18 protein-coding genes are annotated in these 24,882 nt (G+C 72.4%); 10 read left to right on the top strand and 8 right to left on the bottom strand.

Going from position 1 to position 24,882, the window contains the following annotated elements:
* The first annotated feature begins 96 nt into the window (after nt 1-96).
* Both ACY34M_RS02705 and ACY34M_RS02700 read left to right on the top strand, forming a co-directional pair.
* Nucleotides 97-624, top strand: coding sequence for a hypothetical protein (locus tag ACY34M_RS02705; RefSeq protein ID WP_462717715.1), 528 nt, complete (start codon nt 97-99; stop codon nt 622-624).
* A 63-nt stretch (nt 625-687) separates the two neighbouring features.
* The gene (locus tag ACY34M_RS02700; RefSeq protein ID WP_462717400.1) at nt 688-1,344 is read left to right on the top strand and encodes a class F sortase; all 657 of its coding nucleotides are present in this window, start codon (nt 688-690) and stop codon (nt 1,342-1,344) included.
* A 10-nt stretch (nt 1,345-1,354) separates the two neighbouring features.
* Here ACY34M_RS02700 and ACY34M_RS02695 read toward each other — a convergent pair whose 3' ends face one another.
* Complete coding sequence (locus ACY34M_RS02695; RefSeq protein WP_462717399.1) at nt 1,355-2,137, bottom strand: sulfite exporter TauE/SafE family protein; 783 nt, start codon at nt 2,135-2,137, stop codon at nt 1,355-1,357.
* A gap of 295 nt (nt 2,138-2,432) precedes the next feature.
* Nucleotides 2,433-3,887 (bottom strand): ferredoxin reductase family protein, encoded by a 1,455-nt coding sequence (locus ACY34M_RS02690; protein WP_462717398.1) that lies wholly within the window; start codon nt 3,885-3,887, stop codon nt 2,433-2,435.
* Nucleotides 3,888-4,090: 203 nt separating this feature from the next.
* Between ACY34M_RS02690 and ACY34M_RS02685 the strand changes: the two genes are divergently transcribed.
* The 4 genes from ACY34M_RS02685 to ACY34M_RS02670 all read left to right on the top strand — a co-directional run bounded on the left by ACY34M_RS02685 (nt 4,091) and on the right by ACY34M_RS02670 (nt 9,719).
* Nucleotides 4,091-5,341: an NAD(P)/FAD-dependent oxidoreductase gene (locus ACY34M_RS02685; RefSeq protein WP_462717397.1), complete on the top strand. Its 1,251-nt coding sequence runs from the start codon at nt 4,091-4,093 to the stop codon at nt 5,339-5,341.
* Between the two features lies 1 nt (nt 5,342).
* Nucleotides 5,343-7,889 carry a nitrite reductase large subunit NirB gene (gene nirB, locus ACY34M_RS02680; protein ID WP_462717396.1) on the top strand — a complete coding sequence of 849 codons (2,547 nt, stop codon included), beginning with the start codon at nt 5,343-5,345 and terminating at the stop codon, nt 7,887-7,889.
* A complete protein-coding gene (gene nirD, locus ACY34M_RS02675) occupies nt 7,886-8,230 on the top strand; it encodes a nitrite reductase small subunit NirD (RefSeq protein WP_462717395.1) in 345 nt (114 codons plus the stop codon). The genes nirB and nirD overlap by 4 nt, the downstream gene beginning before the upstream one ends.
* 244 nt (nt 8,231-8,474) lie before the next feature.
* Nucleotides 8,475-9,719, top strand: coding sequence for an LPXTG cell wall anchor domain-containing protein (locus ACY34M_RS02670; RefSeq protein ID WP_462717394.1), 1,245 nt, complete (start codon nt 8,475-8,477; stop codon nt 9,717-9,719).
* Nucleotides 9,720-9,786: 67 nt separating this feature from the next.
* Here ACY34M_RS02670 and ACY34M_RS02665 read toward each other — a convergent pair whose 3' ends face one another.
* From ACY34M_RS02665 to ACY34M_RS02655, 3 genes are all read right to left on the bottom strand, one after another.
* Nucleotides 9,787-10,713, bottom strand: coding sequence for an oxidoreductase (locus tag ACY34M_RS02665; RefSeq protein WP_462717393.1), 927 nt, complete (start codon nt 10,711-10,713; stop codon nt 9,787-9,789).
* 172 nt (nt 10,714-10,885) lie between these two features.
* The gene (gene ppdK, locus ACY34M_RS02660; RefSeq protein WP_462717392.1) at nt 10,886-13,603 is read right to left on the bottom strand and encodes a pyruvate, phosphate dikinase; all 2,718 of its coding nucleotides are present in this window, start codon (nt 13,601-13,603) and stop codon (nt 10,886-10,888) included.
* A 416-nt stretch (nt 13,604-14,019) separates the two neighbouring features.
* Nucleotides 14,020-15,222, bottom strand: coding sequence for an ROK family protein (locus ACY34M_RS02655; RefSeq protein WP_462717391.1), 1,203 nt, complete (start codon nt 15,220-15,222; stop codon nt 14,020-14,022).
* 157 nt (nt 15,223-15,379) lie between these two features.
* Here ACY34M_RS02655 and ACY34M_RS02650 point away from each other — a divergent pair, with 157 nt between their 5' ends.
* Together ACY34M_RS02650 and ACY34M_RS02645 are read left to right on the top strand one after the other, a co-directional pair.
* On the top strand, nt 15,380-16,774 hold the full coding sequence (locus tag ACY34M_RS02650) for an MGH1-like glycoside hydrolase domain-containing protein (RefSeq protein ID WP_462717714.1): 1,395 nt from the start codon (nt 15,380-15,382) through the stop codon (nt 16,772-16,774).
* Nucleotides 16,771-18,726, top strand: coding sequence for an amylo-alpha-1,6-glucosidase (locus ACY34M_RS02645; RefSeq protein WP_462717390.1), 1,956 nt, complete (start codon nt 16,771-16,773; stop codon nt 18,724-18,726). Before ACY34M_RS02650 ends, ACY34M_RS02645 begins: the two co-directional genes overlap by 4 nt.
* A 96-nt stretch (nt 18,727-18,822) precedes the next feature.
* Here the strand turns inward: ACY34M_RS02645 and dusB are convergent, their stop codons facing one another.
* On the bottom strand, nt 18,823-19,950 hold the full coding sequence (dusB, locus tag ACY34M_RS02640) for a tRNA dihydrouridine synthase DusB (protein WP_462717389.1): 1,128 nt from the start codon (nt 19,948-19,950) through the stop codon (nt 18,823-18,825).
* Nucleotides 19,951-20,012: 62 nt separating this feature from the next.
* Entirely contained in the window at nt 20,013-20,876 is an 864-nt protein-coding gene (locus tag ACY34M_RS02635) for a helix-turn-helix transcriptional regulator (RefSeq protein ID WP_462717388.1), read from the bottom strand.
* A gap of 100 nt (nt 20,877-20,976) precedes the next feature.
* Between ACY34M_RS02635 and ACY34M_RS02630 the strand changes: the two genes are divergently transcribed.
* Both ACY34M_RS02630 and ACY34M_RS02625 read left to right on the top strand, forming a co-directional pair.
* Entirely contained in the window at nt 20,977-22,419 is a 1,443-nt protein-coding gene (locus ACY34M_RS02630; RefSeq protein ID WP_462717387.1) for an MFS transporter, read from the top strand.
* Nucleotides 22,420-22,495: 76 nt separating this feature from the next.
* A complete protein-coding gene (locus tag ACY34M_RS02625; protein ID WP_462717386.1) occupies nt 22,496-23,965 on the top strand; it encodes an MFS transporter in 1,470 nt (489 codons plus the stop codon).
* Here ACY34M_RS02625 and ACY34M_RS02620 read toward each other — a convergent pair.
* Nucleotides 23,960-24,847: a helix-turn-helix transcriptional regulator gene (locus ACY34M_RS02620; protein WP_462717385.1), complete on the bottom strand. Its 888-nt coding sequence runs from the start codon at nt 24,845-24,847 to the stop codon at nt 23,960-23,962. The genes ACY34M_RS02625 and ACY34M_RS02620 overlap by 6 nt on opposite strands.
* Between the last annotated feature and the right edge of the window lie 35 nt (nt 24,848-24,882).

Raw genomic sequence — 24,882 nt, 5'->3', positions numbered from 1 at the left:
CCTGACGTGACATCAGGAGGCGAGCGGGGCCGACTGCCACTTGTCTCGTCCTTGCAGGGCGCGCCCGACGCCCGCGAAGGAGCTTGGACGATGCGCATGCGCAGGGGCACGGCCCGACCGCTGACCGCGGCGGCGCTCCTCACCACCGCGGTCACGTTCGCCGTCGCCGCCCCCGCGGCCGCCGCACCGGGCGGCCTCGAGGTCTACCCGGCGACGGCGGCACCGGGCGACCGGGTCACGGTGGACACCACGGCGTGCGGCGGGAGCGACCCGGCGACGGGCGACGCCAGCGCGGTGGGCGCGGGCACGTTCACCCTGGCGCCGGGCACGGCCGCCGCGAACGCCGGGGGAGGCTTCCGGGTCCCGGTGCCCGCGCAGCCGGGCACGTACGAGATCGTCGCGCGGTGCGCGGGCGGCACCGAGGTGACGGGCGACCTCATCGTCTCCGTGACCGGCGCGGGCACCTCCGTGGCCCGGCTCCCCAAGGGCCATGTGGACACGGGTGTCGGCGGGGCGCTCGGCCCCGAACCCACACGGACGTCCGCGGGCGTGGCGGCGCTCGCGCTGGCCGCGGCGGGCGGCACGTGGCTGCTGCACCGCAGGGCGCGCGGCGACCGCCTCTGACGGCAGGCCCCCTCCCGCTTTCCCCTCCCCGGCCTGCGAAGAATTGCGAGAACCCGAACCCCCATGCGCAAGCCCAAGCGCCCGCGCCCGTGTCCGCGCGCCACGAACCGAGTCAACGCCGCCACGGGAGCGGCCACCGCCCTGGCCCTCGCCGCCGGTGCCTGGCTGTTGTCCAGCGGTGCGCAGGGGCATCCGCCGCCGCAGCCGTCCGCCGCGCAGGCGCGTGTCGAGGGGGACCGTCAGGCGCCCGCCGCCGCTCCCCTCGCCCCGTCCCCGCCGGACCGCGTCCGCATCCCGTCGATCCGGGTCGACGCCCCGCTGGCGGGCCTGGGCCTGACCCGCTCCGGCAGCCTCGCCGCGCCGCCGCCCGGCAGGAAGAACCTCGCGGGCTGGTACGAGGCCGGCACCAAGCCCGGCGAGACGGGCACGGCGGTCGTCGCGGGCCACGTCGACAACGCGCGCGGCCCGTCCGTCTTCTACGCCCTGGGCGCACTGAAGCGCGGCCGCACGATCGAGGTGGACCGGCGGGACGGCTCGGTCGCGGTGTTCACGGTGGACGCGGTCGAGGTGTACGACGCGCAGCACTTCCCCGACGCGAAGGTCTACGGCGCGGCCCGCCGCCCCGAACTCCGGGTGATCACCTGCGGCGGGCCCTACTCACGCGCGACGGGCTACCAGGGGAACGTGGTCGTCTTCGCGCACCTCACCGGCAGCCGGTGACGGGCGCGGCTCACGCCACCCACTGCTCGTACGCCATCTTCACCACCAGCGCGCACACCACCGTCAGCAGCACGACGCGGACGAATCCGGCGCCCCGCTTGAGCGCGGTGTGCGCGCCCACCATGCCGCCCGCCAGGTTGAACACCGCCATCAGGCCGGCGAGCTGCCAGTACACCTGGCCCTTCCAGGCGAACATCGCCAGGGCCCCGACATTGGTGCAGCAGTTGACGATCTTCGCGGTGGCGGAGGCGGTCACCAGGTCGAGGTGGAGGATCGCGGTGAGGGCGAGGACGAGGAACGTTCCGGTGCCCGGGCCGATCAGGCCGTCGTAGAAGCCGATGCCGAGACCCGCGAAGCCGATGGCGGCGAGGATCCGGCGGGGCGAGGCCGGGACCGCGGTGGGCGCGGTGCCGAACGACGGGCGGAAGATGACGAACGCGCCCACGGCCACGAGGACCACCATCACGACCGGCTTCAGTACCGCCGTGCTCATCCCCGTCGCGAGCAGCGCCCCGCCGGTGGATCCGACGAGGGCGGCCGTGCCGATGCGGACCGCGAGCCGTACGTCGACGGGCGCCTTGCGGGCGTAGGTCACGGCGGCGCCGGTGGTGCCGACGATGGCGACGGCCTTGTTGGTGCCGAGGGCGTGGCCCGCCGCGGCGGAGTTCGGGAGACCGAGCAGGAGGGCCGGGAGCAGGAGGAGTCCGCCGCCGCCCACCACCGCGTCGACCCAGCCCGCCGCGAGCGCGGCGACGCAGAGGACCACAACGGTGGTCAGGGATATGTCAGGCATGATCGTGACTCTACGGATGCGACGCCTGTACAGCCCACGGATCTCTGGAGGGCTGAGGATTCTCTGAGGGTTCCGTCCCGGTATGTGGGACGGAGCGGTCGGGGGCCGGGGGCGACGCCGGGTCGACGGTGAGCGCGAGGCACGCCGCGACCAGGGCGCTGGCCGACGCGAGCCCGGCGGTGAACCTGCGGCGGGCCTGGATCGTGGGGGCGTGCGCGGTGCGGGTGGGTCTGGTGTGGCGGCCCATGGCGGTGGCTTCTCTTCTTCTCTCGGGGGGTGGGGGCAGAGGCGGTTCTCAGTACGTGAAGGACTCCGCGTGGATGCGGCTCTCGGGGACGCCCGCCTTGGCCAGTGCCGCCGTCGCCGCCGCCGTCATGCCGGGCGGGCCGCACAAGTAGACGTCGTGGTCGGCGAGTTCGGGCACCAGGGCGCGCAGCGACTGCGGGGCCAGGGGGTCGTAGGACGCGCCGGAGGGGCCGAGGAGGTAGTGCAGGGCCGCGTCGCGGGAACCGGCGATCGACTCCAGCTCCTCGCGCAGCACCAGTTGTTCTGCCTTGGACGCGCGGTAGAGGAGCGTGATGTCGCCGGGACCGCCGGGCAGGGTCTCGAACAGTGCGCGCAGCGGGGTGATGCCCACTCCCCCGGCCAGCAGCAGCACCTTGCGCCGGGTGCGGCGGTGCGCGGTGAGCGCGCCGAACGGGCCGGTCGCGACCACCCGCACCCCCGGCCGCAGCCGCCGCACCCGCCGCGTGTGGTCGCCGACGGCCTTCACGGTGATCCGGACGTGGTCGCCGTCGACCGGCGCGGACAGGGAGAACGGCAGCGCCGTGTGCCACAGCCGCCGGGTCAGGAACCGCCAGCGGAAGAACTGGCCCGGCTGCGCGCGCAGCAGGCCCAGGTCGGTGCCGCGCATCAGGACCGAGGCGACGCCGGGGCCCTCCTGGCGCACCTCGACGATCCGCAGTCCGTGCCGCAGCGCCTGCCGGACCGGCACGACGATCCGGTACCAGACCAGCAGCACCGCGACGGTGGCGTGCAGCAGCGACCACAGGCCGAGGCTCAGCGGACCGGACGCGATGTCGGGACCGGCGAGCTGGTGCGCGAAGGCGAGCGCGGCGGCGACGTACGTCAGCAGGTGCAGCCCCCGCCAGGTGCCGTGTCCGACGCGGCGGCGGACGGCGCGGGCGCTGCTCACCCCGACGGCGGCGAAGAGCGCGGTGCCGGCCGTCGCGGCGGCGAGCCCCGGATAGCCGAGCAGCTCGGTGACGGTGGCGGCCAGGTCGGTTCCGCCGTGCGCCGCGTAGCCGCACAGGGCGAGCAGGACGTGGGCGGCGCAGAGGGTGAGGACGTGCCGGCCGCCGCGCGCGTGGTGGCGGGCGAGCCGGTCGGCGCCGATGCCGTGCTCGACGGCGGGCACCCGGGCCATGAGGAAGAGCATGACCAGGATCCCGTACCCGGCGAGCAGTCCCGTCAGATGGGCGCCGGTCGTGAACAGCGCGTCCATCCGGGCCGACGGGCGGACCTGCGCCAGCCACAGCGCGGTCACGAGCAGCGCGCCCGCCCGGATCCCGGTCCGCAGCCCCTGCGGGGTGAGCCGGGCGGGGGCGGCGGGCCGTACGCGGGGTGCTCTGCGGGGGCGCGGGGGGATCGGCGGAGCCTTGCGGGCCCGCTCGGTCTGCCGGCGGTAGGCCGACAGAGCGGGGTAGCGGGCGAGTTCGGATTCGACGGCCTTGGTGGTCACGACCGGCACACTAGGCTCGGCGGGGCCCCGATTTCGGCTGGTCAGCGCCGTATCGGCGATCCTTAAGGCGCCCTTGAGGACGGCCTCAACAGGGTTTAAGCCGAGGGCCTCGAACCCCTCACAGCCGCCCGCACTCCCCGCTGAGCGCAGCGTTCCCCTCAGGAAACGGACGGGACGCCACGCAGAAACACCCGCCGCGCACGCTGCCATGCATGACCGCACCGTACGAGTACGACGACTCCGTGGCCGACCCCGGCCGCGTCGTCGTCATCGGCACCGGCCTCGCCGGCACCCGCGTCGCCCACCGCCTGGGCGGTCGCGCCGTGCTGATCGGCGAGGAGACGCACGCCCCGTACAACCGGGTGCTGCTCGCCGAGGTGCTGGCCGGGACGTACGCGCCCGACGTCATCGAGCTGCCCCGCCCCACGGAACGGCTCGTGCGCACCCGCGCCGTCCGGATCGACCGCGAGCGGCGGCTCGTGCAGTGCGAGAACGGGGACGAGGTCGCCTACGACACGCTCGTCCTCGCCACCGGTTCGAACCCGGTGCTGCCCCCGCTGCGCGGCCTGTTCGCGCCGGACGCCACCGAACTGCCGGGCGGCGTCCACGCGTTCCGCACGATGGACGACTGTCTGGCGCTGACCGAGGCCGTCACCGATGGCACCCGCGCCGTCGTCATCGGCGGCGGCCTCCTCGGGGTCTCGGCGGCACGCGCGCTCGCCCGGCGCGGCGCGCAGGTGGTCCTCACCCAGCAGTCCGAGCGGCTGATGGAGCGCCAGCTCGACCCGCGCTCCTCGGAACTCGTCCGCCGCCATCTCACGGCGCTCGGCGTGGAGATCCACACCGAGTGCCGGGTGCGCGGCGTCGGCGTCGTCGAAGGACACGTACGCCGCGTCGAGCTGCACGACGGGTACGTGCTCGGCACCGACGTCACCGTCCTGGCCTGCGGCGTCCGGCCCCGCGTCGGTCTCGCGCAGGCCGCCGGGCTCGACGTCCGCAAGGGTGTCGTGGTCGACGACGCGCTGCGCACCAGCGATCCCCGGATCCACGCCGTCGGCGACTGCGCCCAGCACGCCGGCACGGTGTACGGCCTCGCGACCCCGGCCCTCGAACAGGCCGACGCGCTCGCCGACCGGCTGACCGGCACCGACGCCGCCTACACCGGCACCCGCACCCTGACCCGGCTCACCCTCCCGCACGCGGCCGGACCCCTTGACCTCGCCGCGTTCGGCGAGACCGAGGCGCTGCCCGGCGACGACGTCGTGCAGCTCGCCGACGCCACCCGCGGCACGTACCGGAAGGTCGTCGTGCGCGGCGACCGTCTGGTCGGCGGGGTGCTCGTCGGGGAACTGGCCACGGTCGGCACGCTCGCGCACGCCTGGGAGTCGAACGAACCGCTGCCCGCCGACGACGCTGTTGGCGCGCCTCTGCTGCACCTGCTCACCCACGACGGAGGCCTCTGACATGCCGACCGAACAGGCACTGCCCACGATCGTCCTCATCGGCCACGGCATGGTCGGCCAGCGCTTCCTCGAGGCCGCCGCCGAGCGCGGGCTCACGGATTCGCACCGCGTGGTCGTCCTGTGCGAGGAGCCGCGCCCCGCCTACGACCGGGTGCACCTCACCTCGTACTTCTCGGGTACCACGCCCGAGGAACTGTCCATGACGGACCCGGAGTTCATCGAGAAGCACGGCATCGAGCTGTACGTCGGCGATCCCGCGGTCGCGGTCGACCGCGAGGCACGGACCGTGACCGCGCGCTCCGGCCTGGAGGTCACGTACGACACGCTGGTGCTGGCCACCGGCTCGTACCCGTTCGTCCCGCCGGTGCCCGGCAAGGACGCCACCGGCTGTTTCGTGTACCGGACGATCGAGGATCTGTACGCGATCGAGGAGTACGCGAAGAACAACGCGACGGTCGGCGCCGTGGTGGGCGGCGGTCTGCTCGGCCTTGAGGCCGCGGGCGCGCTTCAGGGCCTCGGACTGTCCACGCACATCGTCGAGTTCGCGCCGCGCCTGATGCCGGTGCAGGTCGACGAGGGCGGCGGCGCGGCCCTGCTGCGGACCATCACGGACATGGGCCTCGACGTGCACACGGGCGTCGGCACCCAGGAGATCGTCACGGACGGCGACTCCGGGTCCGTGCGCGGCATGAAGCTGTCGGACGGCAGCGAACTCGCCACCGACCTCGTCGTCTTCTCCGCCGGAGTCCGCCCCCGCGACCAGCTCGGCCGCGACATGGGCCTCACGGTCGGCGACCGCGGCGGCATCGGCGTCGACGAGCACTGCCGCACCAGCGACCCGGCCGTCTTCGCGATCGGCGAGTGCGCGCTCGCCGCCGACGGGCGGGTGTACGGGCTCGTGGCCCCCGGCTACGAGATGGCGCAGACGGCCGCCGACACCATCGCCGACGACGCGACGGAAGCCTCCTTCACCGGCGCCGACCTCTCCACCAAGCTGAAGCTGCTCGGCGTCGACGTCGCCTCGTTCGGCGACGCGCACGGCGCCGCCGAGGGCTGCCTCGACGTCGTCTACTCGGACTCGCGCTCGGGCACGTACAAGAAGCTGGTCATCGGCAGCGAGGGCGAGCTGCTCGGCGGCATCCTCGTCGGGGACGCGGAGGCGTACGGGACGCTGCGCGCGCTCACCGGGAGCGTGCCGCCCGTCGCGCCGGAGGCCCTGGTGCTGCCGGCGGGCGCGGGCTCCCCCGCCCAGCTCGGCCCGGAGGCGCTGCCCGACGACGCCGTGATCTGCTCCTGCCACAACGTCACCAAGGGCGCGATCTGCGAGCACACCTCGCTGCCCGAGGTGAAGAAGTGCACCAAGGCCGGTACGGGCTGCGGAAGTTGCGTCAAGCTCATCGGCCAGCTGCTGCCGAAGTCCGGCGACGACGGACTGTGCGGCTGCTTCGGGCACAGCCGCCAGGAGCTGTACGAGATCGTGCGCGTCAAGCGGATCACGACGCACCGCCAACTCCTCGACGCGCACGGGCGCGAGGGCGCGCGCGGCGGCGAGGGCTGCGAGATCTGCAAGCCGACCGTCGGCTCGATCATCGCCTCGCTCGCCCCGTCGATCGGCGCGGACGGCTATGTCCTGGACGGCGAGCAGGCCGCGCTCCAGGACACCAACGACCACTTCCTCGCCAACCTCCAGAAGAACGGCTCGTACTCGATCGTGCCCCGGATCCCCGGCGGCGAGATCACGCCCGAGAAGCTGATCGTGATCGGCGAGGTGGCCCGCGACTACGGCCTCTACACGAAGATCACGGGCGGCCAGCGCATCGACCTGTTCGGCGCCCGCGTCGACCAGCTCCCGATGATCTGGGCCAGGCTGGTGGACGCCGGCTTCGAGTCCGGGCACGCGTACGGCAAGGCACTGCGGACCGTGAAGTCGTGTGTGGGACAGACCTGGTGCCGCTACGGGGTGCAGGACTCGGTGCGCATGGCGATCGACCTGGAGCTGCGCTACCGGGGCCTGCGGGCGCCGCACAAGCTGAAGTCGGCGGTCTCCGGCTGCGCCCGCGAGTGCGCCGAGGCCCAGTCGAAGGACTTCGGCGTCATCGCCACGGCCAACGGCTGGAACCTGTACGTGGGCGGCAACGGCGGCATGACGCCGCGCCACGCCGACCTGCTGGCCCAGGACCTGAGCGACGCCGAACTGATCCGGCTCATCGACCGGTTCCTGATGTTCTACATCCGCACCGCCGACCGCCTGGAGCGCACGGCGGCCTGGCTGGAGCGGATCGACGGCGGGCTCGACCACGTACGGGACGTCGTCGTGCACGACTCGCTCGGCATCTGCGACGAGCTTGAAGCCCTGATGCGGGCGCACGTCGCGCACTACCGCGACGAGTGGGCCGAGACGATCAACGACCCCGAGCGGCTCGCCCGCTTCGTGTCCTTCGTCAACGCCCCCGACACCCCGGACCCGACGGTCCGCTTCGTGCCCGAGCGCGACCAGATCAAGCCCGAGCTGCCCCTCATCCCCCTGGAAGGACTGGCTGTCCGATGACCATCGCCCCTGAACAGACGACGACCCTCGTACGACTCGACGTGGACGGCGAGCCGCTGGCCGTGTGCGATCCGTCCCGGCTGAGCGCGGGGCGCGGCGTCGCCGTGCTGCTGCCGGACGGCCGGCAGGCCGCGGTCTTCATGGACCGCGCGGGCCGCGTGTACGCCATCGACAACACCGACCCGTTCACCGGGGCGTCCGTGCTCTCGCGGGGACTGCTCGGCTCGGCGGAGGGCCGGCCGTTCGTGGCGTCGCCGCTGCTGAAGCAGCGGTTCGACCTGGAGACGGGGCGCTGCCTGGACGACGACGGGGTCACCGTCCGTACGTACGCGGTGAGTTGAGAGCGGCCGTGACATCAGTCACAGAGAAAACACAGAGATAGGGAGCAACTTTCACGATCCGTCCGGATTTCATCCCCAGTAAGCACAGAACACGGCCCACACCCGGACACAAAGACCCGCACGGACGCCCTCGAACCGCCTTAGGATCTCGGCACCTCAGCGCTTACCCGCGCCTTACTCCGAATCGAACAGAGGGCGTCCCGTGCAGATCCGTCAGATTCTCGCGACAGCCGCAGTCGCCGCCGTGACCGCACCGGTGGCGCTGCTGTCCGTCTCTCCCGCGTACGCCGACACGAAGCCTGCGTCGCAGACCCAGGAGCACTCCTCCATAGCCGAGTTGCGGAAAGCGGTGAAGGAGGCGAGAGCGGCGTACAGGGCGGCTGTCGCCGCCGAGCAGGCGCTGGAGCAGGAGCTCGACGCCACGACGGCCCCGGAGCACCCGCTCATGGTCGCCGTCGCCGACGCGAAGGCGGCCGCCGAAGATGCCGCCAAGGCCAAGACCGAGGCCGACGAGACCGTCACCGCGGCGGAGCAGAAGCTCAAGGACGCCACCGAGGATGAGAAGGCCGCCGCCGAGAAGGCGCTCGCCGACGCCAAGGTCGCGGCCGACAAGGCCGACGGGGCCAAGACGGCCGCCGACAAGAAGGTCGTCGATGCCCAGACGGCCGTCGACGACAACCGGGTCGCGATCGCCCAGAAGATCGACCAGGCGCAGAAGGACGTCAAGGCCGCCCTCGCCGCGAAGGAGGCCGCCGAGAAGGCGCTCGCCGACGCGAAGGACGAGGAGCCGGGCGAGCCCGGCAACCCCGGTGAGCCCTCGGACGAGTGCACGGACGGCGGCGCCTTCAAGGCCGCCCTCTCCGGCCTCCCGTCCAAGATCGCCGCCGGCTCCACCGTCGACTTCCGGCTGCGTCTGACGAACAACACCAAGCAGACGCTCGACGAGGTGTTCCCGTTCGTGGCCGTGGGCGCGGTCGACAAGAACTACGAGAAGGACCTCTCCAGCAAGCTGCACCTCAAGTCCAAGCAGGGCGGCACCTGGAAGACCGTCGACGAGGACGGCTACGCGGGCGAGTTCACCAACGTCAAGGCGGGCGCGCACGTCGACCTGCCGCTGCGCCTGACGATCGACCGCTCGACCCCGGCCGGCCACGGCGTCAGCTTCGCCGTGGGCGAGTACTTCAACCAGGACGAGACCTGCGGCGCGAGCGACCTCGCCGTGTACGAGTTCACGATCAACCCGGTCGGCGCCGGCAACTCCGACACCCCCGCCGAGCAGGGCAACAAGCCCAAGCCGCAGGGCAGCGCCTCCCCCGTGGCCAACGCGGGCTCGGGCAGCAATGGTTCGAGCGACACGGACGGCTCCCTCGCCTCCACCGGCTCCTCCTCCGCCCTGCCGACGCTCGGCCTCGCGGGCGGCGCCGCGGTCGTGCTCGGCGCCGGCGCGGTGTTCGTGGTGCGTCGCCGCAAGGCCGACGCCAACAGCTGAGTACGGCACAGCCACTGACCGACGCCGGGCCGGCGCCCCTGCTGGAGGGGGCGCCGGCCCGGCGTCTTCACCGTCCCAGCGCCTTGAAGTCCACGCCGGTCAGCTGCTCCGACGCGGCCCAGAGCCGCTCCCCCGCCACGTCGTCGACCGTCCACTTCGCCCGCCACGATCTGGCGGGGGCGCCGCGCCACATCAGCACACGCGGGCCGTAGAAGTCGTCGGGGCGCACGTCGGGGGCGGTGGCGGCGCGCAGCGTCGGCAGCGCTCCGGCCGCGGGGCTCTGCCCGACGAACCGGTTCCCGACGTGGAAGAACCGTTCCATGCCCTTGCGGCCCTCCATCCGCGCCGCGCGCGCCTGTAGTTCCGTGGCCGTGTAGCCGGGGTGCGCGGCGGCGGCCACGAGCCCGCTGCCCGCCGCCCGGGCCCGCCGCGCCAGCTCGTGCACGAACAGCAGGTTGGCCGTCTTGGACCGCGCGTAGGCGGTCCACCGCCCGTACCTGCGCTCGCTGTTGAGATCCGCGATGTCGATGTTGGACAGTGCGTGCACTCCGCTGGAGACGGACACGACGCGGGGCGCGGGCGCCGCGAGCAGGTTCGGCAGCAGCAGCCCGGTCAGCGCGAAGTGGCCGAGGTGGTTCACGCCGAACTGGGTCTCGAAGCCGTCGGCGGTGCGGCCGTACGGGAGGGCCATCACGCCCGCGTTGTTGACCAGCAGGTCGATCGGGCTGTCCTGGCGGGTCTCGGCGAAGGCGCGTACGGAGTCGAGATCGCCGAGGTCGAGCGGCACGAACTCGGCCCGAATCTCGCGCACTTCGGACATCAGCCGGTCCAGGGCGGCGGTGCCCCGCTGTTCGCTGCGGCAGGCGAGGACCACATGGGCGCCCGCGCGGGCGAGTTCGCGGGCGGTGACGTAGCCGATGCCGGTGTTGGCTCCGGTGACCACGGCCGTGCGGCCACGTTGGTGGGGGATGTCGGTCGCGCTCCAGCCGCTCATGGGTCGGCTCTCCTTCGGACGACGTGATCTGCGTGGGGGTTACCGCAGGGTACGCACGCACGGAAAAGGGCGGCACCCCCCGCACAGGGGTGCCGCCCTTTCGTGGATACCGGGGCCGTCGCGAATCGGTGAGGGTCGGGGACTCGCGACGGCCCCGGAGTTCAGCGCCCGGTCAGCGGTGGTCGCTGCCCTGCGACGTGCTGGCCGCGCGGCCCGCCTCCAGGCGGGCGACCGGGATACGGAACGGGGAGCAGGAGACGTAGTCGAGTCCGGCCTCGTGGAAGAAGTGGACCGACTCCGGGTCGCCGCCGTGCTCGCCGCAGACGCCGAGCTTGAGGTCGGGGCGCGTGGCACGCCCTGCCTCGACGGCGGACTTCACGAGGGAGCCGACACCGTCCTTGTCGATCGTCTCGAACGGGCTGACGCCGAAGATGCCCTTCTCCAGGTACGCCGTGAAGAAGCTGGCCTCCACGTCGTCGCGGCTGAAGCCCCAGACCGTCTGCGTGAGGTCGTTGGTGCCGAAGGAGAAGAACTGGGCCGCCTCGGCGATCTGCCCGGCCGTGAGGGCGGCGCGGGGCAGCTCGATCATGGTGCCGATGGCGAGCTTCAGCTTGACGCCGGTGGCCTCCTCGACCTCCGCGATGACCTGGTCGGCCTCCTCGCGGACGATCTCCAGCTCCTGGACGGTGCCGACGAGCGGGATCATGATCTCGGCGCGCGGGTCGCCCTTGGCGTTCTTGCGCTCGGCGGCGGCCTCGGCGATGGCGCGGACCTGCATGGTGAACAGGCCGGGGATGACCAGGCCGAGGCGGACGCCGCGCAGACCCAGCATCGGGTTCTGCTCGTGCAGCCGGTGGACCGCCTGGAGCAGGCGCAGGTCGTTCTCGTTGTTGTCCTTGCGGGACTCGGCGAGGGCGACGCGGACCGACAGCTCGGTGATGTCGGGGAGGAACTCGTGCAGCGGCGGGTCGAGCAGGCGGACGGTGACCGGGAGGCCGTCCATCGCCTCGAACAGCTCGACGAAGTCCTGCTTCTGGAGCGGCAGCAGGAGCTTCAGGGACTCCTCGCGCTCGCTCTCCGTGTCGGCGAGGATCAGCTTCTCGACCAGCTCGCGGCGGTCGCCGAGGAACATGTGCTCGGTGCGGCACAGGCCGATGCCCTGGGCGCCGAAGCGGCGGGCGCGCAGGGCGTCTTCCGCGTTGTCGGCGTTGGCGCGTACGCGCAGGCGGCGTACTCGGTCCGCGTAGGCCATGACCCGGTGGACGGCGCCCACGAGTTCGTCGGCGTCATCGGCGCCGGCGTGCATGCGGCCCTCGAAGTACTCGACGACCGGGGAGGGCACGACGGGCACCTCGCCGAGGTAGACCTTGCCGGTGGAGCCGTCGATGGAGACGACGTCGCCCTCCTCGACGACGGTCTCGCCGATGGTCATCCGGCGGCGCTTGGTGTCGACCTCCAGCTCCTCGGCGCCGCAGACACAGGTCTTGCCCATGCCGCGGGCGACGACGGCCGCGTGCGAGGTCTTGCCGCCGCGCGAGGTCAGGATGCCCTCGCAGGCGATCATGCCGTCGAGGTCGTCGGGGTTGGTCTCGCGGCGGATCAGGATGACCTTCTCGCCGGAGCGCGACCACTTGATGGCGGTGTACGAGTCGAAGACGGCCTTGCCGACGGCGGCGCCGGGCGAGGCGGCGATGCCGCGGCCGAGCAGTTCGACCTTCGCGTCCTCGTCGAAGCGCGGGAACATCAGCTGCGCGAGCTGGGCGCCCGTGACGCGCTGCAGCGCCTCGGCCTCGTCGATCAGGCCCTGGTCGACGAGCTGCGTCGCGATGCGGAAGGCGGCACCGGCGGTGCGCTTGCCGACGCGGGTCTGGAGCATCCACAGCTGGCCGCGCTCGATGGTGAACTCGATGTCGCAGAGATCCTTGTAGTGGTTCTCAAGGGTCTCCATGATCTGCATGAGCTGGTCGTACGACTTCTTGTCGATGTTCTCCAGCTCGGCAAGGGCGACGGTGTTGCGGATGCCCGCGACGACGTCCTCGCCCTGCGCGTTCTGGAGGTAGTCGCCGTAGACGCCCTGGTGGCCGCTGGCCGGGTCGCGGGTGAACGCGACGCCCGTGCCGGAGTCGGGGCCGAGGTTGCCGAAGACCATGGAACAGACGTTGACCGCGGTGCCGAGGTCGCCGGGGATGCGCTCCTGGCGGCGGTACAGCTTGGCGCGGTCGGTGTTCCACGACTCGAAGACCGCGTTTATGGCGAGGTCCATCTGCTCGCGCGGGTCCTGCGGGAAGTCGCGCCCGGCCTCGGTCTTGACGATCTTCTTGAAGCGCGTGACGAGCTTCTTGAGGTCGGCGGCGTCGAGGTCGGTGTCGACCGAGACCTTCTTCGCGGCCTTCGCCTTCTCCAGGGCGTCCTCGAAGAGCTCGCCGTCGACGTCCAGGACGGTCTTGCCGAACATCTGGATGAGGCGGCGGTACGAGTCCCAGGCGAAGCGGTCGTCGCCGGCCTGCTTGGCGAGGCCCTGCACCGACTTGTCGGAGAGACCGATGTTGAGGACGGTGTCCATCATGCCGGGCATGGAGAACTTGGCGCCCGAACGGACCGACACGAGAAGGGGGTTGTCGGCCTGGCCGAGCTTCTTGCCCATCTTCTTCTCGAGGGCGTCGAGGTGCTCGGAGACCTCGTCACGGAGTGCCACCGGCTCTTCGCCGCTGTCGAGGTAGACCTTGCAGGCCTCGGTGGTGATGGTGAAGCCCGGAGGGACGGGAAGGCCCAGGTTGGTCATCTCGGCGAGGTTCGCGCCCTTGCCGCCGAGGAGGTCCTTGAGGTTCTTGTTCCCCTCGGTGAAGTCGTAAACGAACTTCACTACCTGAGGATCTTTGTTTTCCGACACGGGTCTCGACTCCTCGAGGCTCGGGTGGCTGCCCTGACGGCGAGGAACATACCCAGATCCAAGGCCTGTGGGTACGTCCACTCAGCTGTCATACGGGCGTAACCACCCGTCCGCCAGGAGATCCAAAGTGATCAACAGGAGCCGGCCCGCTCGACCTTGCGTTCATTACTTGAACACACTACCCCCGTAGAGCCCGGATATCGCTCACATGAGCACGCTCCGCTCGTTTGTGAGTTCAGGCCATAAATGATCGAGCGTTGGCACTGAGTGCCACGACTTGGAGAAGTGCAGACGTTCATTTCGCGCTCATCTGAGCGCAACCCCGATCAGGGGTGGCGAGAATCACGCCGTTTGAACGGGCTCCCGGACGGCTCCGTTCCAGCATGCGGACGCTTCTCAGGGACGAAACGGGCGCGTCACACGCCCAGCGCGGCCAGTCGCCGTTCGGCCCTCGCGGGCGCGTACAGCTCCTCCACCACCAGCGCTCCCGCTCCGATGAGCGCGGAGCGCTCGCCGAGCCGCGACGTGACGACCTCCAGGTGCGCGGTCGAGCGCGGCAACGCCCGTTGATACAGAAGTTCGCGGACGCCCGTGAGGAATGCAGTTCCGGCCAGATCTCCGGCGATCATGAGAACGCCGGGGTTGAGGAGCGTCACGACGGTGGCGAGGACCTCGCCGACGGCCCGCCCCGCATCCCGCGCGAGCCGCAGCGCCTCCGGGTGCCCGGCGGCGAGCAGTTCGCGCACGTCCGACCCCGAGGTCGCCGGGACCCCCGCCTCGGTGAGCAGGCGCGCCACGGCCCGGCCGCTGGCGACGGCGGCCAGGCAGCCGTACGAGCCGCACTTGCACAGCGCGCCTGCGCCCTCCGGCACGCGGATGTGCCCGATGTCGCCCGCGCCCCCGTCGATGCCCCGGTAGACCGCACCGTCCACGACGACGCCCGCGCCGATGCCGGTGGAGACCTTGACGAGCGCGAAGGCGCGGCAGTCGGGGTGGGCGGCGCGCTGTTCGCCGTACGCCATGAGGTTGGCGTCGTTGTCGACGAGGACCGGGAGGTCGGCCGGGGTGCCCGCGGCCTCGGCGGTCGCGCGGGCGAGCCGGCCCGCGATGTCGTAGCCGTCCCAGCCGGGCATGATCGGCGGCTGGACGACCCGTCCGGAGGCGAAGTCGACGGGCCCCGGCACCGCGAGGCCGATTCCGCACACCAGCTCCGGCGGCCGGTCCGCCTTCCTCAGCAGCTCGCCGAACCAGCCGCCGAGCCGGGAAAGCACCCGTTCCGGGCCGTCCTCGACGGTGAGGGTGTCCACGTGCTCCGCGAGCACCTCGCCCGTCAGGCCGAGGACGGCGGCGCGGGCGTGCCGGGTGTCGAGGTCGGCGGCGAGCACCACGGCGTGCGCGTCGTCGAACTCCAGGTGGATCGAAGGGCGCCCGCCGAGCCGTGAGTTGACCGGGCCCGCGACGCCCTCGCGCAGCCAGCCCGCGCGGAACAGCCGGTCGAGGCGCTGGCCGACCGTGGCCCTGGACAGCCCGGTCACGTCCTGGAGGGCGCCGCGCGTGGTCGCCGTCCCGCTGCGCACCAGCTGCAGCAGCTCTCCTGCGCTCGACTGACTGCCCGCCATACCGGCCAACCCCCTTGCGTTCATCAACTCTGCGTTACATTCTAGGTTTTGCATGTCAAATAGACGTAACCCTGTGCGGCGAACCGCGTAACCGGGAGCCGTTGGAAAGGGTGTGGGAGAGACCGTGGAGCACACGACCGAGCGGCGCGGAGGCGATCTGCGGTCCGTGCGGCCCGGCGGCTCCTCGGGGGACTCCTTGTGGGACCGCGCCGCGCGCGTGCTCGACGCGAACTGGACGGGGGCCTCGACCGTCCCCTCGCGCACGCTCTACCCCCACCAGTGGTCGTGGGACTCGGCGTTCATCGCGATCGGCCTGCGGCACGTCTCCGCGCTGCGCGCCCAGGTCGAGCTGGAGACGCTGCTCGCCGCCCAGTGGGGCGACGGCCGGATCCCGCACATCGTCTTCAATCCCGCCGTGCCGCTCGACGCCTACTTCCCCAGCCCCGACTTCTGGCGCTCCTCGACCGCGGGCCGCGCCGCGGGCGCCCCGGCCGCCGTGCAGACCTCCGGCATCGTGCAGCCGCCCGTGCACGCGCTCGCCGTCTGGCTGGTGCACCGCGCGGACCCGGCCCTCTCCCGCTCCCGAGGCTTCCTCACGCGCGCCTACCCCGCCCTCGCCGCCTGGCACCGCTACCTCCTGCACCGCCGCGACCACGGCGGCGCGGGCCTGGCCTCCGTGGTCCACCCGTGGGAGCAGGGCATGGACAACAGCCCGTGCTGGGACGCGCCGTTGAGCCGCGTCTCTCCCACTCCCGCGCGGGCCTTCCGCCGCGCGGACCTGGAGCACGGCGCGGCGCGGGACCGCCCCACCGACCTCGACTACGGACGGTACGTACGGCTCGCGGCCGACTACCGGGACGGCGACTACGCGGACGGGACAGGGGAGTTCGCGGTGGAGGACCCGTCCTTCAACGCCCTGCTCGCCGCGTCCGAGCACGCCCTGGCCCGGATCGCCTGCGAGCTGGGGGCGGTCGGCACGGCGCGGCACGCGCGCGCGGAGCGGCTGACGGCGGCGCTCGTGGAGCGGCTGTGGGATCCGGCGGCCGGCATGTTCTTCTGCCGCGACCTGCACGCGGCCCACGACTCGGGCGACGCCTCGGGCAACGACTCGGGCGACGGCAGGCGCGACGGTGGCACGGGCCGACTGGTCAGGGAATATGGGATCTCCGGTCTGCTGCCGCTGATCCTGCCGACGCTGCCCCGGGAGGTGGCGGGGGCGCTCGTGGAGACGGCGTGCGGACCGCACTTCGGGGTAGGCGAACTGGTGCGGATGGCACCCAGTTACGACCTGCGGGGCCCTGCCTTCGACCCGCACCGGTACTGGCGCGGCCCCGCCTGGTTCAACACCAACTGGCTTCTGGAGCACGGACTCCGGCTGCACGGCGAGCACGCGCGGGCCGCGCGTCTGCGCGCCGCCGTGCTCGACGCCGCGGGAGCGTCGGACTTCGCCGAGTACGTGGATCCCCGTACGGGGGCGGGCTGCGGCGCCCGCGGCTTCGGCTGGACGGCCGCGCTGACGCTGGATCTGCTGGCCGAGAGGACGCCGCGATGACGGATGGGCACGGAAACGGGCAGGGAGACAAGCTCCTGGTGTACGGAGGGACGTTCGCGGCGACCGACCCGTCCGGCGCGCTGACCGCGGTGCGCGGCGGCTCCTCACCGGACGGCCTGTTCGTCCGGGACGCGCGCCACCTGTGCCGCTGGCAGCTCACCGTCGACGGGGCCGCCCCGGAAGTGCTCTCCCCCATGGCGTACGAGGAGGAGGGCGTCGCCCGCTGTGTGCTCGTGCCCCGCGGCGGCCGCCAGGAACCGCCCGCGTACACGCTGTTCCGCGAACAGGCGGTGGCGGAGGGCTCGTTCGTGGAGCGGCTGCGGGTGGTGTCGAACCGTCCGGTGCCGACGACGGTACGGATCGCGCTCACGGTGGACGCCGACTTCACCGACCAGTTCGAACTGCGCTCCGACCACCGTACGTATGTGAAGACCGGAGCGGTCCGGACGCGCGAAGTCCTGGACGACGGTGTGGAGTTCACCTACACGCGGGGCGACTGGCGCTCGTCGACGACCGTGACGAGCGAGCCCGCGCCGGACGCCGTGGAGGAGACCGGAACCGGGGCGCGCCGCCTCGTGTGGGCGCTGGACCTCGCGGGACAGGGCAGCACGGAACTGGCACTGAGGGTGGTGGCGCGCCCGCCGGGGACGGCGGCGGCACCGGCCCCGGCGAGCCCGGCGGCGGTGGCGGAGGAACTCGCCGCATCCGTAAGGGAGTTCACGCGCGGAGTGGATCTCCCGGAGGCCTGGCCCGAACTGGCGGACGCCTGTACGCGGGGCCTCGCCGATCTGGCGGTGCTGCGGGTGGCGGCGGCGGGGCCCGACGGGGAGCGGCATCTGGTGCCGGCGGCCGGGGTGCCGTGGTTCCTGACGCTGCTGGGCCGGGACGCGCTGCTGACCTCGCTGTTCGCCCTGCCGTACCGGCCCGAACTGGCCGCCGCGACGCTGCCCGTGCTCGCCGCGACACAGGCCACCGAACAGTCCGAGGGAGCGGTGGCGCAGCCCGGCAAGATCGTGCACGAGGTGCGGCACGGGGAGCTGGCGCACTTCGGCCAGGTCCCGTTCGGGCGCTACTACGGTTCGGTGGACGCGACGCCGCTGTTCCTCGTGCTGCTCGGCGCGTACGTGGAGCAGACCGGGGACGTGGCACCGGCGCGGCGCCTGGAGTCCCACGCGCGGGCGGCGGTGGGCTGGATGCTCGACCACGGCGGGCTCACCTCGCGCGGCTACCTCGTCTACCGCGCCGACCGGGGCGGACTCGCCAACCAGAACTGGAAGGACTCCCCCGGCGCGATCTGCGCGGCCGACGGCAGCCGGGCGTCGGGCCCGGTGATGGCGGCCGGGGCGCAGGGGTACGCGTACGACGCGCTGCGGCGCACGGCGGTGCTCGCGCGGACGGTGTGGGACGACGCGGTCTACGCGGATCTGCTGGAGCAGGCGGCGTCGGATCTGCGGGACCGGTTCGTACGGGACTTCTGGATGGAGCAGGACGGCTTCCCCGCGCTGGCTCTGGACGGGGAGGGCCGACAGCTGGACGCGCTGGCGTCGGACGCGGGGCACCTGCTGTGGTCGGGGCTGCTGGACAAGGAGTACGGGGAGGCGGTCGGCCGTCGTCTGCTCGAACCGGACTTCTTCTCCGGGTGGGGCGTGCGCACGGTGGCCTCCGGCCAGGCGGCGTACCACCCGCTGTCGTACCACCGGGGTTCGGTCTGGCCGCACGACAACGCACTGATCGCGCTCGGGCTGGCCCGGTACGGGCTGCACGACGAGGCGCGGGTGGTGGCGGCCGGCCTGGTCTCGGCGGCGAGCGCCTGCGGCGGCCGCCTGCCGGAGGTGATCGCCGGCTACGCCCACTCCGCCTACCCCACCCCGGTCCCCTACCCCCACGCCTGCACCCGCGAGTCCCGCTCAGCGGCAGCCCCACTGGCGCTGCTCACGGCGGTGGGCGGCTGACTCCCCGCTGCGAATCAAGCCCCGCCGGCGATTGAGGCGCGGGGTCCGGGGCGGAGCCCCGTGGGCGCAACACCGGTGCCGGTCAACAGCACCCGGTCACCCCCCGGACGTGTCCAGCTCCGCGTCCTCGCTGATCCCCGCACAGTCGTACGGATCCTTCAGCCACCCGTCCGGCAGCACGACCCGCCCGTTCCCCGACGTCCGCCCCCGCGGCCCGTCGGCCCCCGCGGGCCACCCCTGGTCGAGGTCCAACTCGTCGAGCCCGGAACGCAGTTCCTCCAGCGACGACGTGATGGCCAGCCGCTTGCGCATCTCGGACCCGACCGCGAACCCCTTCAGGTACCAGGCCACGTGCTTGCGGAAGTCGATGACGCCCCGCGACTCGTCCCCGATCCACTCCCCGAGCAGCGTCGCATGCCGCACCATCGCATCGGCGACGACCCGCAGCGTCGGCCGGACCCGCTCCTCACGCCCCTCGAACGCCGCCACCAGATCCGCGAACAGCCACGGCCGCCCCAGGCACCCGCGCCCGACCACGACCCCGTCGACCCCGGTCTCGCGGACCATGCGCAGCGCGTCGTCCGCCGACCAGATGTCGCCGTTGCCGAGGACGGGGATCTCCGGGACGTGCTCCTTCAACCGCGCGATCGCGTCCCAGTCCGCCGTGCCGCCGTAGTGCTCGGCCGCCGTGCGCCCGTGCAGCGCGATCGCCGTGACGCCCTCCTCGACCGCGATCCGCCCCGCGTCGAGGAACGTGATGTGGTCGTCGTCGATGCCCTTGCGCATCTTCATGGTGACCGGCAGGTCACCCGCCCCCGACACGGCTTCCTTGAGGATCGCCCGCAGCAGGTTCCGCTTGTACGGCAGCGCGGAGCCGCCGCCCTTGCGGGTCACCTTCGGGACCGGGCAGCCGAAGTTCAGGTCGATGTGGTCGGCGAGGTCCTCCTCCGCGATCATGCGGACGGCCTTGCCGACGGTGGCGGGGTCGACGCCGTACAGCTGGATGGACCGCGGCTTCTCGGTCTCATCGAAGTGGATCAGCTGCATGGTCTTCTCGTTGCGCTCGACCAGCGCCCGCGTCGTGATCATCTCGCTGACGAACAGGCCCTTGCCGCCGGAGAACTCCCGGCACAGCGTGCGGAACGGCGCGTTCGTGATCCCCGCCATGGGGGCGAGCACCACGGGGGGCTGCACCAGGTGGGGGCCGATGGTCAGAGCGGACATCTCAGGGCTCTCCGGGACGGACGACGGGTGGGGGCAAGCATCCATTGTCCCTCACTGACCGCTCAGCCCGTCACGGCCGTCGGGGCCGCCAGTTTCTCCAGGCGCCCGGCGGTCTCGTCGTCCGCGGGCACGTACGCGACCAGGCGGTACGCGCCGCGCTCCGGCGACAGCCACAGGTTGCGGTGCTCCAGGCGCAACAGCCCCACCTCGGGGTTCCGGTACCGCTTCACGTGCGGCACCATCGGCGCGACATCGTGCCGCTCCCAGATCGCGCGGAACTCCGCCGACACCTCCAGGAGGCGGGCCACCCGCGCCTTCCAGGCGGGTTCGGCGACATGCTCGGCCATCGACGTGCGGTACTTGGCGGCCAGGTCGCGCAGCATCTCGTCGCGGTCGAGGAACTGCTCGCGCCACCGGTCGCTCATGGCGAGCAGCCACATGCAGTTGCGCTCGTCGGGGGCGAGTTCGGCGGGGTCGCCGAAGACGGCGGCATAGGCGGGGTTGGAGGCGAGCACGTCGTAGCGCGCGTTCTGCAGGGCCGCCGGGTAGGGCGCCAGGGTCTCCATGAGGCGCAGCATCGTCGGTGTGACGGCGGGGCAGACGGTCTCCGCGTGCGGGTCGGTGGTGCCCGCGAGCGCGAAGGCGTGGGCGCGCTCGGTCGGATCCATCTGGAGGGCGCGGACGATCGCGTCGAGGACCGAGGGTGAGACGTTGATCGCGCGCCCCTGTTCCAGCCACGTGTACCAGGTGACGCCGACGGCCGAGAGGTGCGCGACCTCCTCACGGCGCAGCCCCGGCGTACGGCGGCGCGGTGTGCGCGGCAGTCCGGCCCGCTCCGGCGAGATCCGCTCCCGGCGGCTGCGCAGGAAGGCGGCCAGCTCAAGGCGGCGGGGATCGTCGGAGACGGGGCGGGTGCCGGTGGTCATGTCACCAGGGTGCCGCCACTTCCATCCGGTTGCCAGGTACTGCCTGTAACAGGATGGGGAGACTCTGGTACCAGGCTGAGCGTCCGGCGATGGTCGACCCATGACGACCCTCGACACCGCCGCCACCGCACCACCGGCACCACCGGCACCCGCCGCACCGCCCCGACTCGGCCCCGTCGGCCTGCTCACCGTTCTTCTCGGCGCCGCCCTGCCGATGATCGACTTCTTCATCGTGAACGTCGCCCTGCCCAGCATCGAGCGGGATCTGGGCGCCACCCCCGCGGGACTGGAGATGGTGGTGGCCGGCTACGCGGTCGCGTACGCCGTGCTGCTCGTGCTCGGCGGTCGGCTCGGTGACACGTTCGGCAGGCGACGGCTCTTCCTGGTCGGCGTCGCCGCTTTCGGAGTGACCTCACTGGCCTGCGGCCTGGCCCCCGGCGTATGGCCCCTGGTCGCCGCGCGGGTCGCGCAGGGCGCGGCGTCCGCGCTGCTGCTGCCGCAGGTCCTCGCCACCATCCATGCCACGACGAGCGGGAAGCGGCGGACACGGGCGGTGTCCCTGTACGGGTCCGTGGGCGGGGTCGGCATCGTGCTCGGGCAGGTGGCGGGCGGGCTTCTGGTGGCCGCCGACGTGTTCGGCACGGGATGGCGCGCGGTGTTCCTGGTGAACGTGCCGGTCGTGCTCCTCGCCCTGCCGCTCGCCGTGCGCGCCGTGCCGGACAGCCGGGCCGAGCGGCCCGCGCGCGGCGACCTCCCGGGAACGGCGCTGTTCGCGGCGGCGCTGATCGCGCTGCTGCTGCCGCTGACGGAGGGGCGGGCGACGGGCTGGCCGGTGTGGTCGGTGGTCTCGCTCGTCGCGGCGCCGTTCCTCGCGCTCGCGTTCGTGGCGGTGGAGCGGCGTGCCGAGCGGTCCGGCGGGAGTCCGCTGCTGCCGCCGTCGCTGGTGGCCGCGCCTGCCGTGCGGCGCGGGCTCGTGCTCGGTCTGCCGATCTTCATCGGGTTCGCGAGCTGGATGTTCGTCAGTGCCGTCACCCTTCAGCAGGGTCTGCGGTACGGGCCGTTGGAGGCGGGTCTGACGCTGGTGCCGATGGGTGTGGCGCAGTTCGCGGCGTCGAATCTCGCGCCCCGGCTCGAGAGCCGCTTCGGTTCGCGGACGCTGGTGGTGAGCGCCGCTTTCCACATCGCGGGGCTCGCCGTGTTCGCCCTCACCGCGCTGTGGGTGCCGTGGGACCGGCTCACTCCGCTGCTGCTCGCGCCGGGGCTCGCCCTGACCGGCCTCGGCACGGGCCTCCAACTTCCGCTCTACTACCGGATCGTGCTCGCCGCCGTGCCCGCGTCCCGCGCCGGGGCGGGCAGCGGACTCGCGGCCACGGTGCAGCAGTCGTGCCTCGCGGTGGGCGTGGCCACGCTCGGTTCGCTGTTCCTCGCACTGGTGCCGGGGGCCGGGATGCGCACGGCGCTCGTGGTGGTGCTCGCGGTGCAGGCGGTCGGGCTGGTGGGGCTCGCGGTGATGGCGCTGCGGCTGCCGCAGGACCTCGGCTGAGGACGTCCCCGGCCGAGGACGTCCCCGTCCCACCTCACGTACTCGTCCCACAGCACATCCCGCTACTGTCGAAAACATGCCCGATGCACGACAAAACCTGACCCACCGCAGGCGGATGCTCGTCCTGGCGATCTGCTGCATGAGCCTGCTGATCGTCAGCCTCGACAACACCGTCCTGAACGTCGCCCTCCCCTCCATGGCGAAGGACTTCGACGCCACGCTCTCGGGCATGCAGTGGACGATCGACGCCTACACCCTCGTCCTGGCGGCGCTGCTGATGCTGGCGGGGTCGACGGCGGACCGGGTCGGGCGGGCCAGGGTCTTCAAGATCGGCCTGACCGTCTTCACGGTGGCGTCCGTGGCCTGCTCGCTCGCACCGACCCTTGAATCGCTGGTCGCGTTCCGGATGCTGCAGGCGATCGGCGGCTCGATGCTGAACCCGGTCGCGATGTCGATCATCACGAACACCTTCACCGACCCGCGTGAGCGGGCCCGTGCCATCGGCGTGTGGGGCGGTGTCGTCGGCATCTCGATGGCGGCGGGGCCACTGGTCGGCGGGCTGCTCGTGGACTCGGTCGGCTGGCGCTCGATCTTCTGGATCAACCTTCCGGTGGGCCTGGCGGCGCTGCTGCTCACCATGCGTTTCGTCCCGGAGTCCCGCGCGCCGAAGGCCCGGCGCCCCGACCCGGTCGGCCAGGTCCTGGTCATCGCGCTGCTCGGCTCGCTGACGTACGCGATCATCGAGGCGCCGGACGCGGGCTGGACGTCGGTGCGCATCCTCGCCTTCACGGCGGTCGCCGCGGCCGCCCTGATCGGCATCCTGCTCTACGAGCCGCGCCGCGAGGAACCCCTGATCGACCTGCGGTTCTTCCGCTCGGCCCCGTTCAGCGGCGCCACCGTCATCGCGGTCTGCGGTTTCGCCGCGCTCGGCGGCTTCCTGTTCGTCTCGACGCTCTACCTCCAGGACGTACGCGGCCTGGACGCCCTGCACGCGGGCCTGTGGATGCTGCCCATGGCGACGATGACACTGCTGTGCGCGCCGCTGTCGGGACGGCTCGTCGGCAGTCGCGGGCCGCGCCTGCCGCTGCTGGTCGCGGGCGTCATGATGACGGCGAGCGGCATCCTGTTCGCGGCGTTCGACGCCGAGACGTCGAACGTGACGCTCTTCATCGGCTACGTCCTGTTCGGCATCGGCTTCGGTTTCGTGAACGCCCCGATCACCAACACCGCCGTCTCCGGCATGCCGCGCGCCCAGGCCGGTGTCGCCGCCGCGGTCGCCTCCACCAGCCGGCAGATCGGCCAGACCCTGGGCGTCGCCGTCATCGGCGCGGTCCTCGCGTCGGGCGTCGCCGGGTCCTCGTACGCGAAGGCCTTCGTCGGCGCCAGCGAGACCTGCTGGTGGATCATCGCGGGCTGCGGTCTCGCGGTCCTCGTCCTCGGCGCGCTGACCAGCGGAAAGTGGGCGCAGGCCACGGCGCGGCGGACGGCGGAGCGCCTGGAGGACCCGGAGGACGCCGAGATGGCCAGGGCCGCCACCCGGTCATGACGTCCGGTCGACCGCCCGCTTCAGGAGTTCTTCGAGGCGTGCGCGGGAGACGTCGTCCGCCGGAGTGTACGTGACCAGGCGGGCGCCGCAGTCCCGGCCGAGCCACAGATCGGTGTGGACCAGGGAGACCTGCCCGACGTGCTCGTTGCGGAAGTGCTTGACCTTGCTGGGCGCCGAGCTCTGCACATCGTGGCGTTCCCACACCGCGCGGAAGTCGGGCGACTCCTCACCGAGCCGCTTGAGGATCAGCTTCCAGGCGGGTTCGCCGAGGTGGTCGGCCATGACGGAGCGGAACTTGGCGGCCATCATCGGCAGGACGTCGTCCAGGTGGACGATCGACGCCCGCCACCGTTCGTGCGTGAACGCCAGGAGCATCAGATTGCGGTCCTCGGGCGGGATCTCGTCCAGGTCGCACAGCAGCGTCCCGTACGTGCGGTTGTAGGCGAGGATGTCGGAGCGGCTGTTCTGCACGTAGGCCGGGTACGGCTCCAACTGCCGCAGCATGTCGAGCAGTTCGGGCGTGAGTGTGGCGCAGCTCGCCGCCGGGGTCGGGTCGACGGCGCCCGCGAGGCCGAACAGATGGGCCCGCTCGCTCGCGTCGAGCCGCAGGGTGCGGGCGAGCGCGTCGAGGACCTGCGCGGAGACCTGGATGTCGCGGGCCTGCTCCAGCCACGTGTACCAGGTGACGCCGACCGCCGAGAGCTGCGCGACCTCCTCGCGGCGCAGCCCCGGTGTGCGGCGCCGCCGGCCGCGCGGCAGCCCCACTTCCTCGGGCGGGATCCGCTCGCGCCGGCTGCGCAGAAAGGCGCCCAGTTCATGCCGCCGAATGCCGGCCGGACCCTCGGCCCGCGCATCCGGCACATCCCGTGTCATCGTGGCCATTCCCCCAGGGTGGACCCGGCCGGAGCCTGTTTCCA

The sequence above is a fragment of the Streptomyces sp. EDA2-14 genome (assembly GCF_054963755.1).
This window is presented reverse-complemented; position numbering and strand designations above follow the sequence as displayed.

Coding starts and splice junctions, on each gene's coding strand:
- ACY34M_RS02705 (WP_462717715.1), top strand. CDS start 97: ATGCGCAGGGGCACGGCCCGACCGCTGACCGCGGCGGCGCTCCTCACC.
- ACY34M_RS02700 (WP_462717400.1), top strand. CDS start 688: ATGCGCAAGCCCAAGCGCCCGCGCCCGTGTCCGCGCGCCACGAACCGA.
- ACY34M_RS02695 (WP_462717399.1), bottom strand. CDS start 2,137: ATGCCTGACATATCCCTGACCACCGTTGTGGTCCTCTGCGTCGCCGCG.
- ACY34M_RS02685 (WP_462717397.1), top strand. CDS start 4,091: ATGACCGCACCGTACGAGTACGACGACTCCGTGGCCGACCCCGGCCGC.
- nirB (WP_462717396.1), top strand. CDS start 5,343: ATGCCGACCGAACAGGCACTGCCCACGATCGTCCTCATCGGCCACGGC.
- nirD (WP_462717395.1), top strand. CDS start 7,886: ATGACCATCGCCCCTGAACAGACGACGACCCTCGTACGACTCGACGTG.
- ACY34M_RS02665 (WP_462717393.1), bottom strand. CDS start 10,713: ATGAGCGGCTGGAGCGCGACCGACATCCCCCACCAACGTGGCCGCACG.
- ACY34M_RS02655 (WP_462717391.1), bottom strand. CDS start 15,222: ATGGCGGGCAGTCAGTCGAGCGCAGGAGAGCTGCTGCAGCTGGTGCGC.
- ACY34M_RS02645 (WP_462717390.1), top strand. CDS start 16,771: ATGACGGATGGGCACGGAAACGGGCAGGGAGACAAGCTCCTGGTGTAC.
- dusB (WP_462717389.1), bottom strand. CDS start 19,950: ATGTCCGCTCTGACCATCGGCCCCCACCTGGTGCAGCCCCCCGTGGTG.
- ACY34M_RS02635 (WP_462717388.1), bottom strand. CDS start 20,876: ATGACCACCGGCACCCGCCCCGTCTCCGACGATCCCCGCCGCCTTGAG.
- ACY34M_RS02630 (WP_462717387.1), top strand. CDS start 20,977: ATGACGACCCTCGACACCGCCGCCACCGCACCACCGGCACCACCGGCA.
- ACY34M_RS02625 (WP_462717386.1), top strand. CDS start 22,496: ATGCCCGATGCACGACAAAACCTGACCCACCGCAGGCGGATGCTCGTC.
- ACY34M_RS02620 (WP_462717385.1), bottom strand. CDS start 24,847: ATGGCCACGATGACACGGGATGTGCCGGATGCGCGGGCCGAGGGTCCG.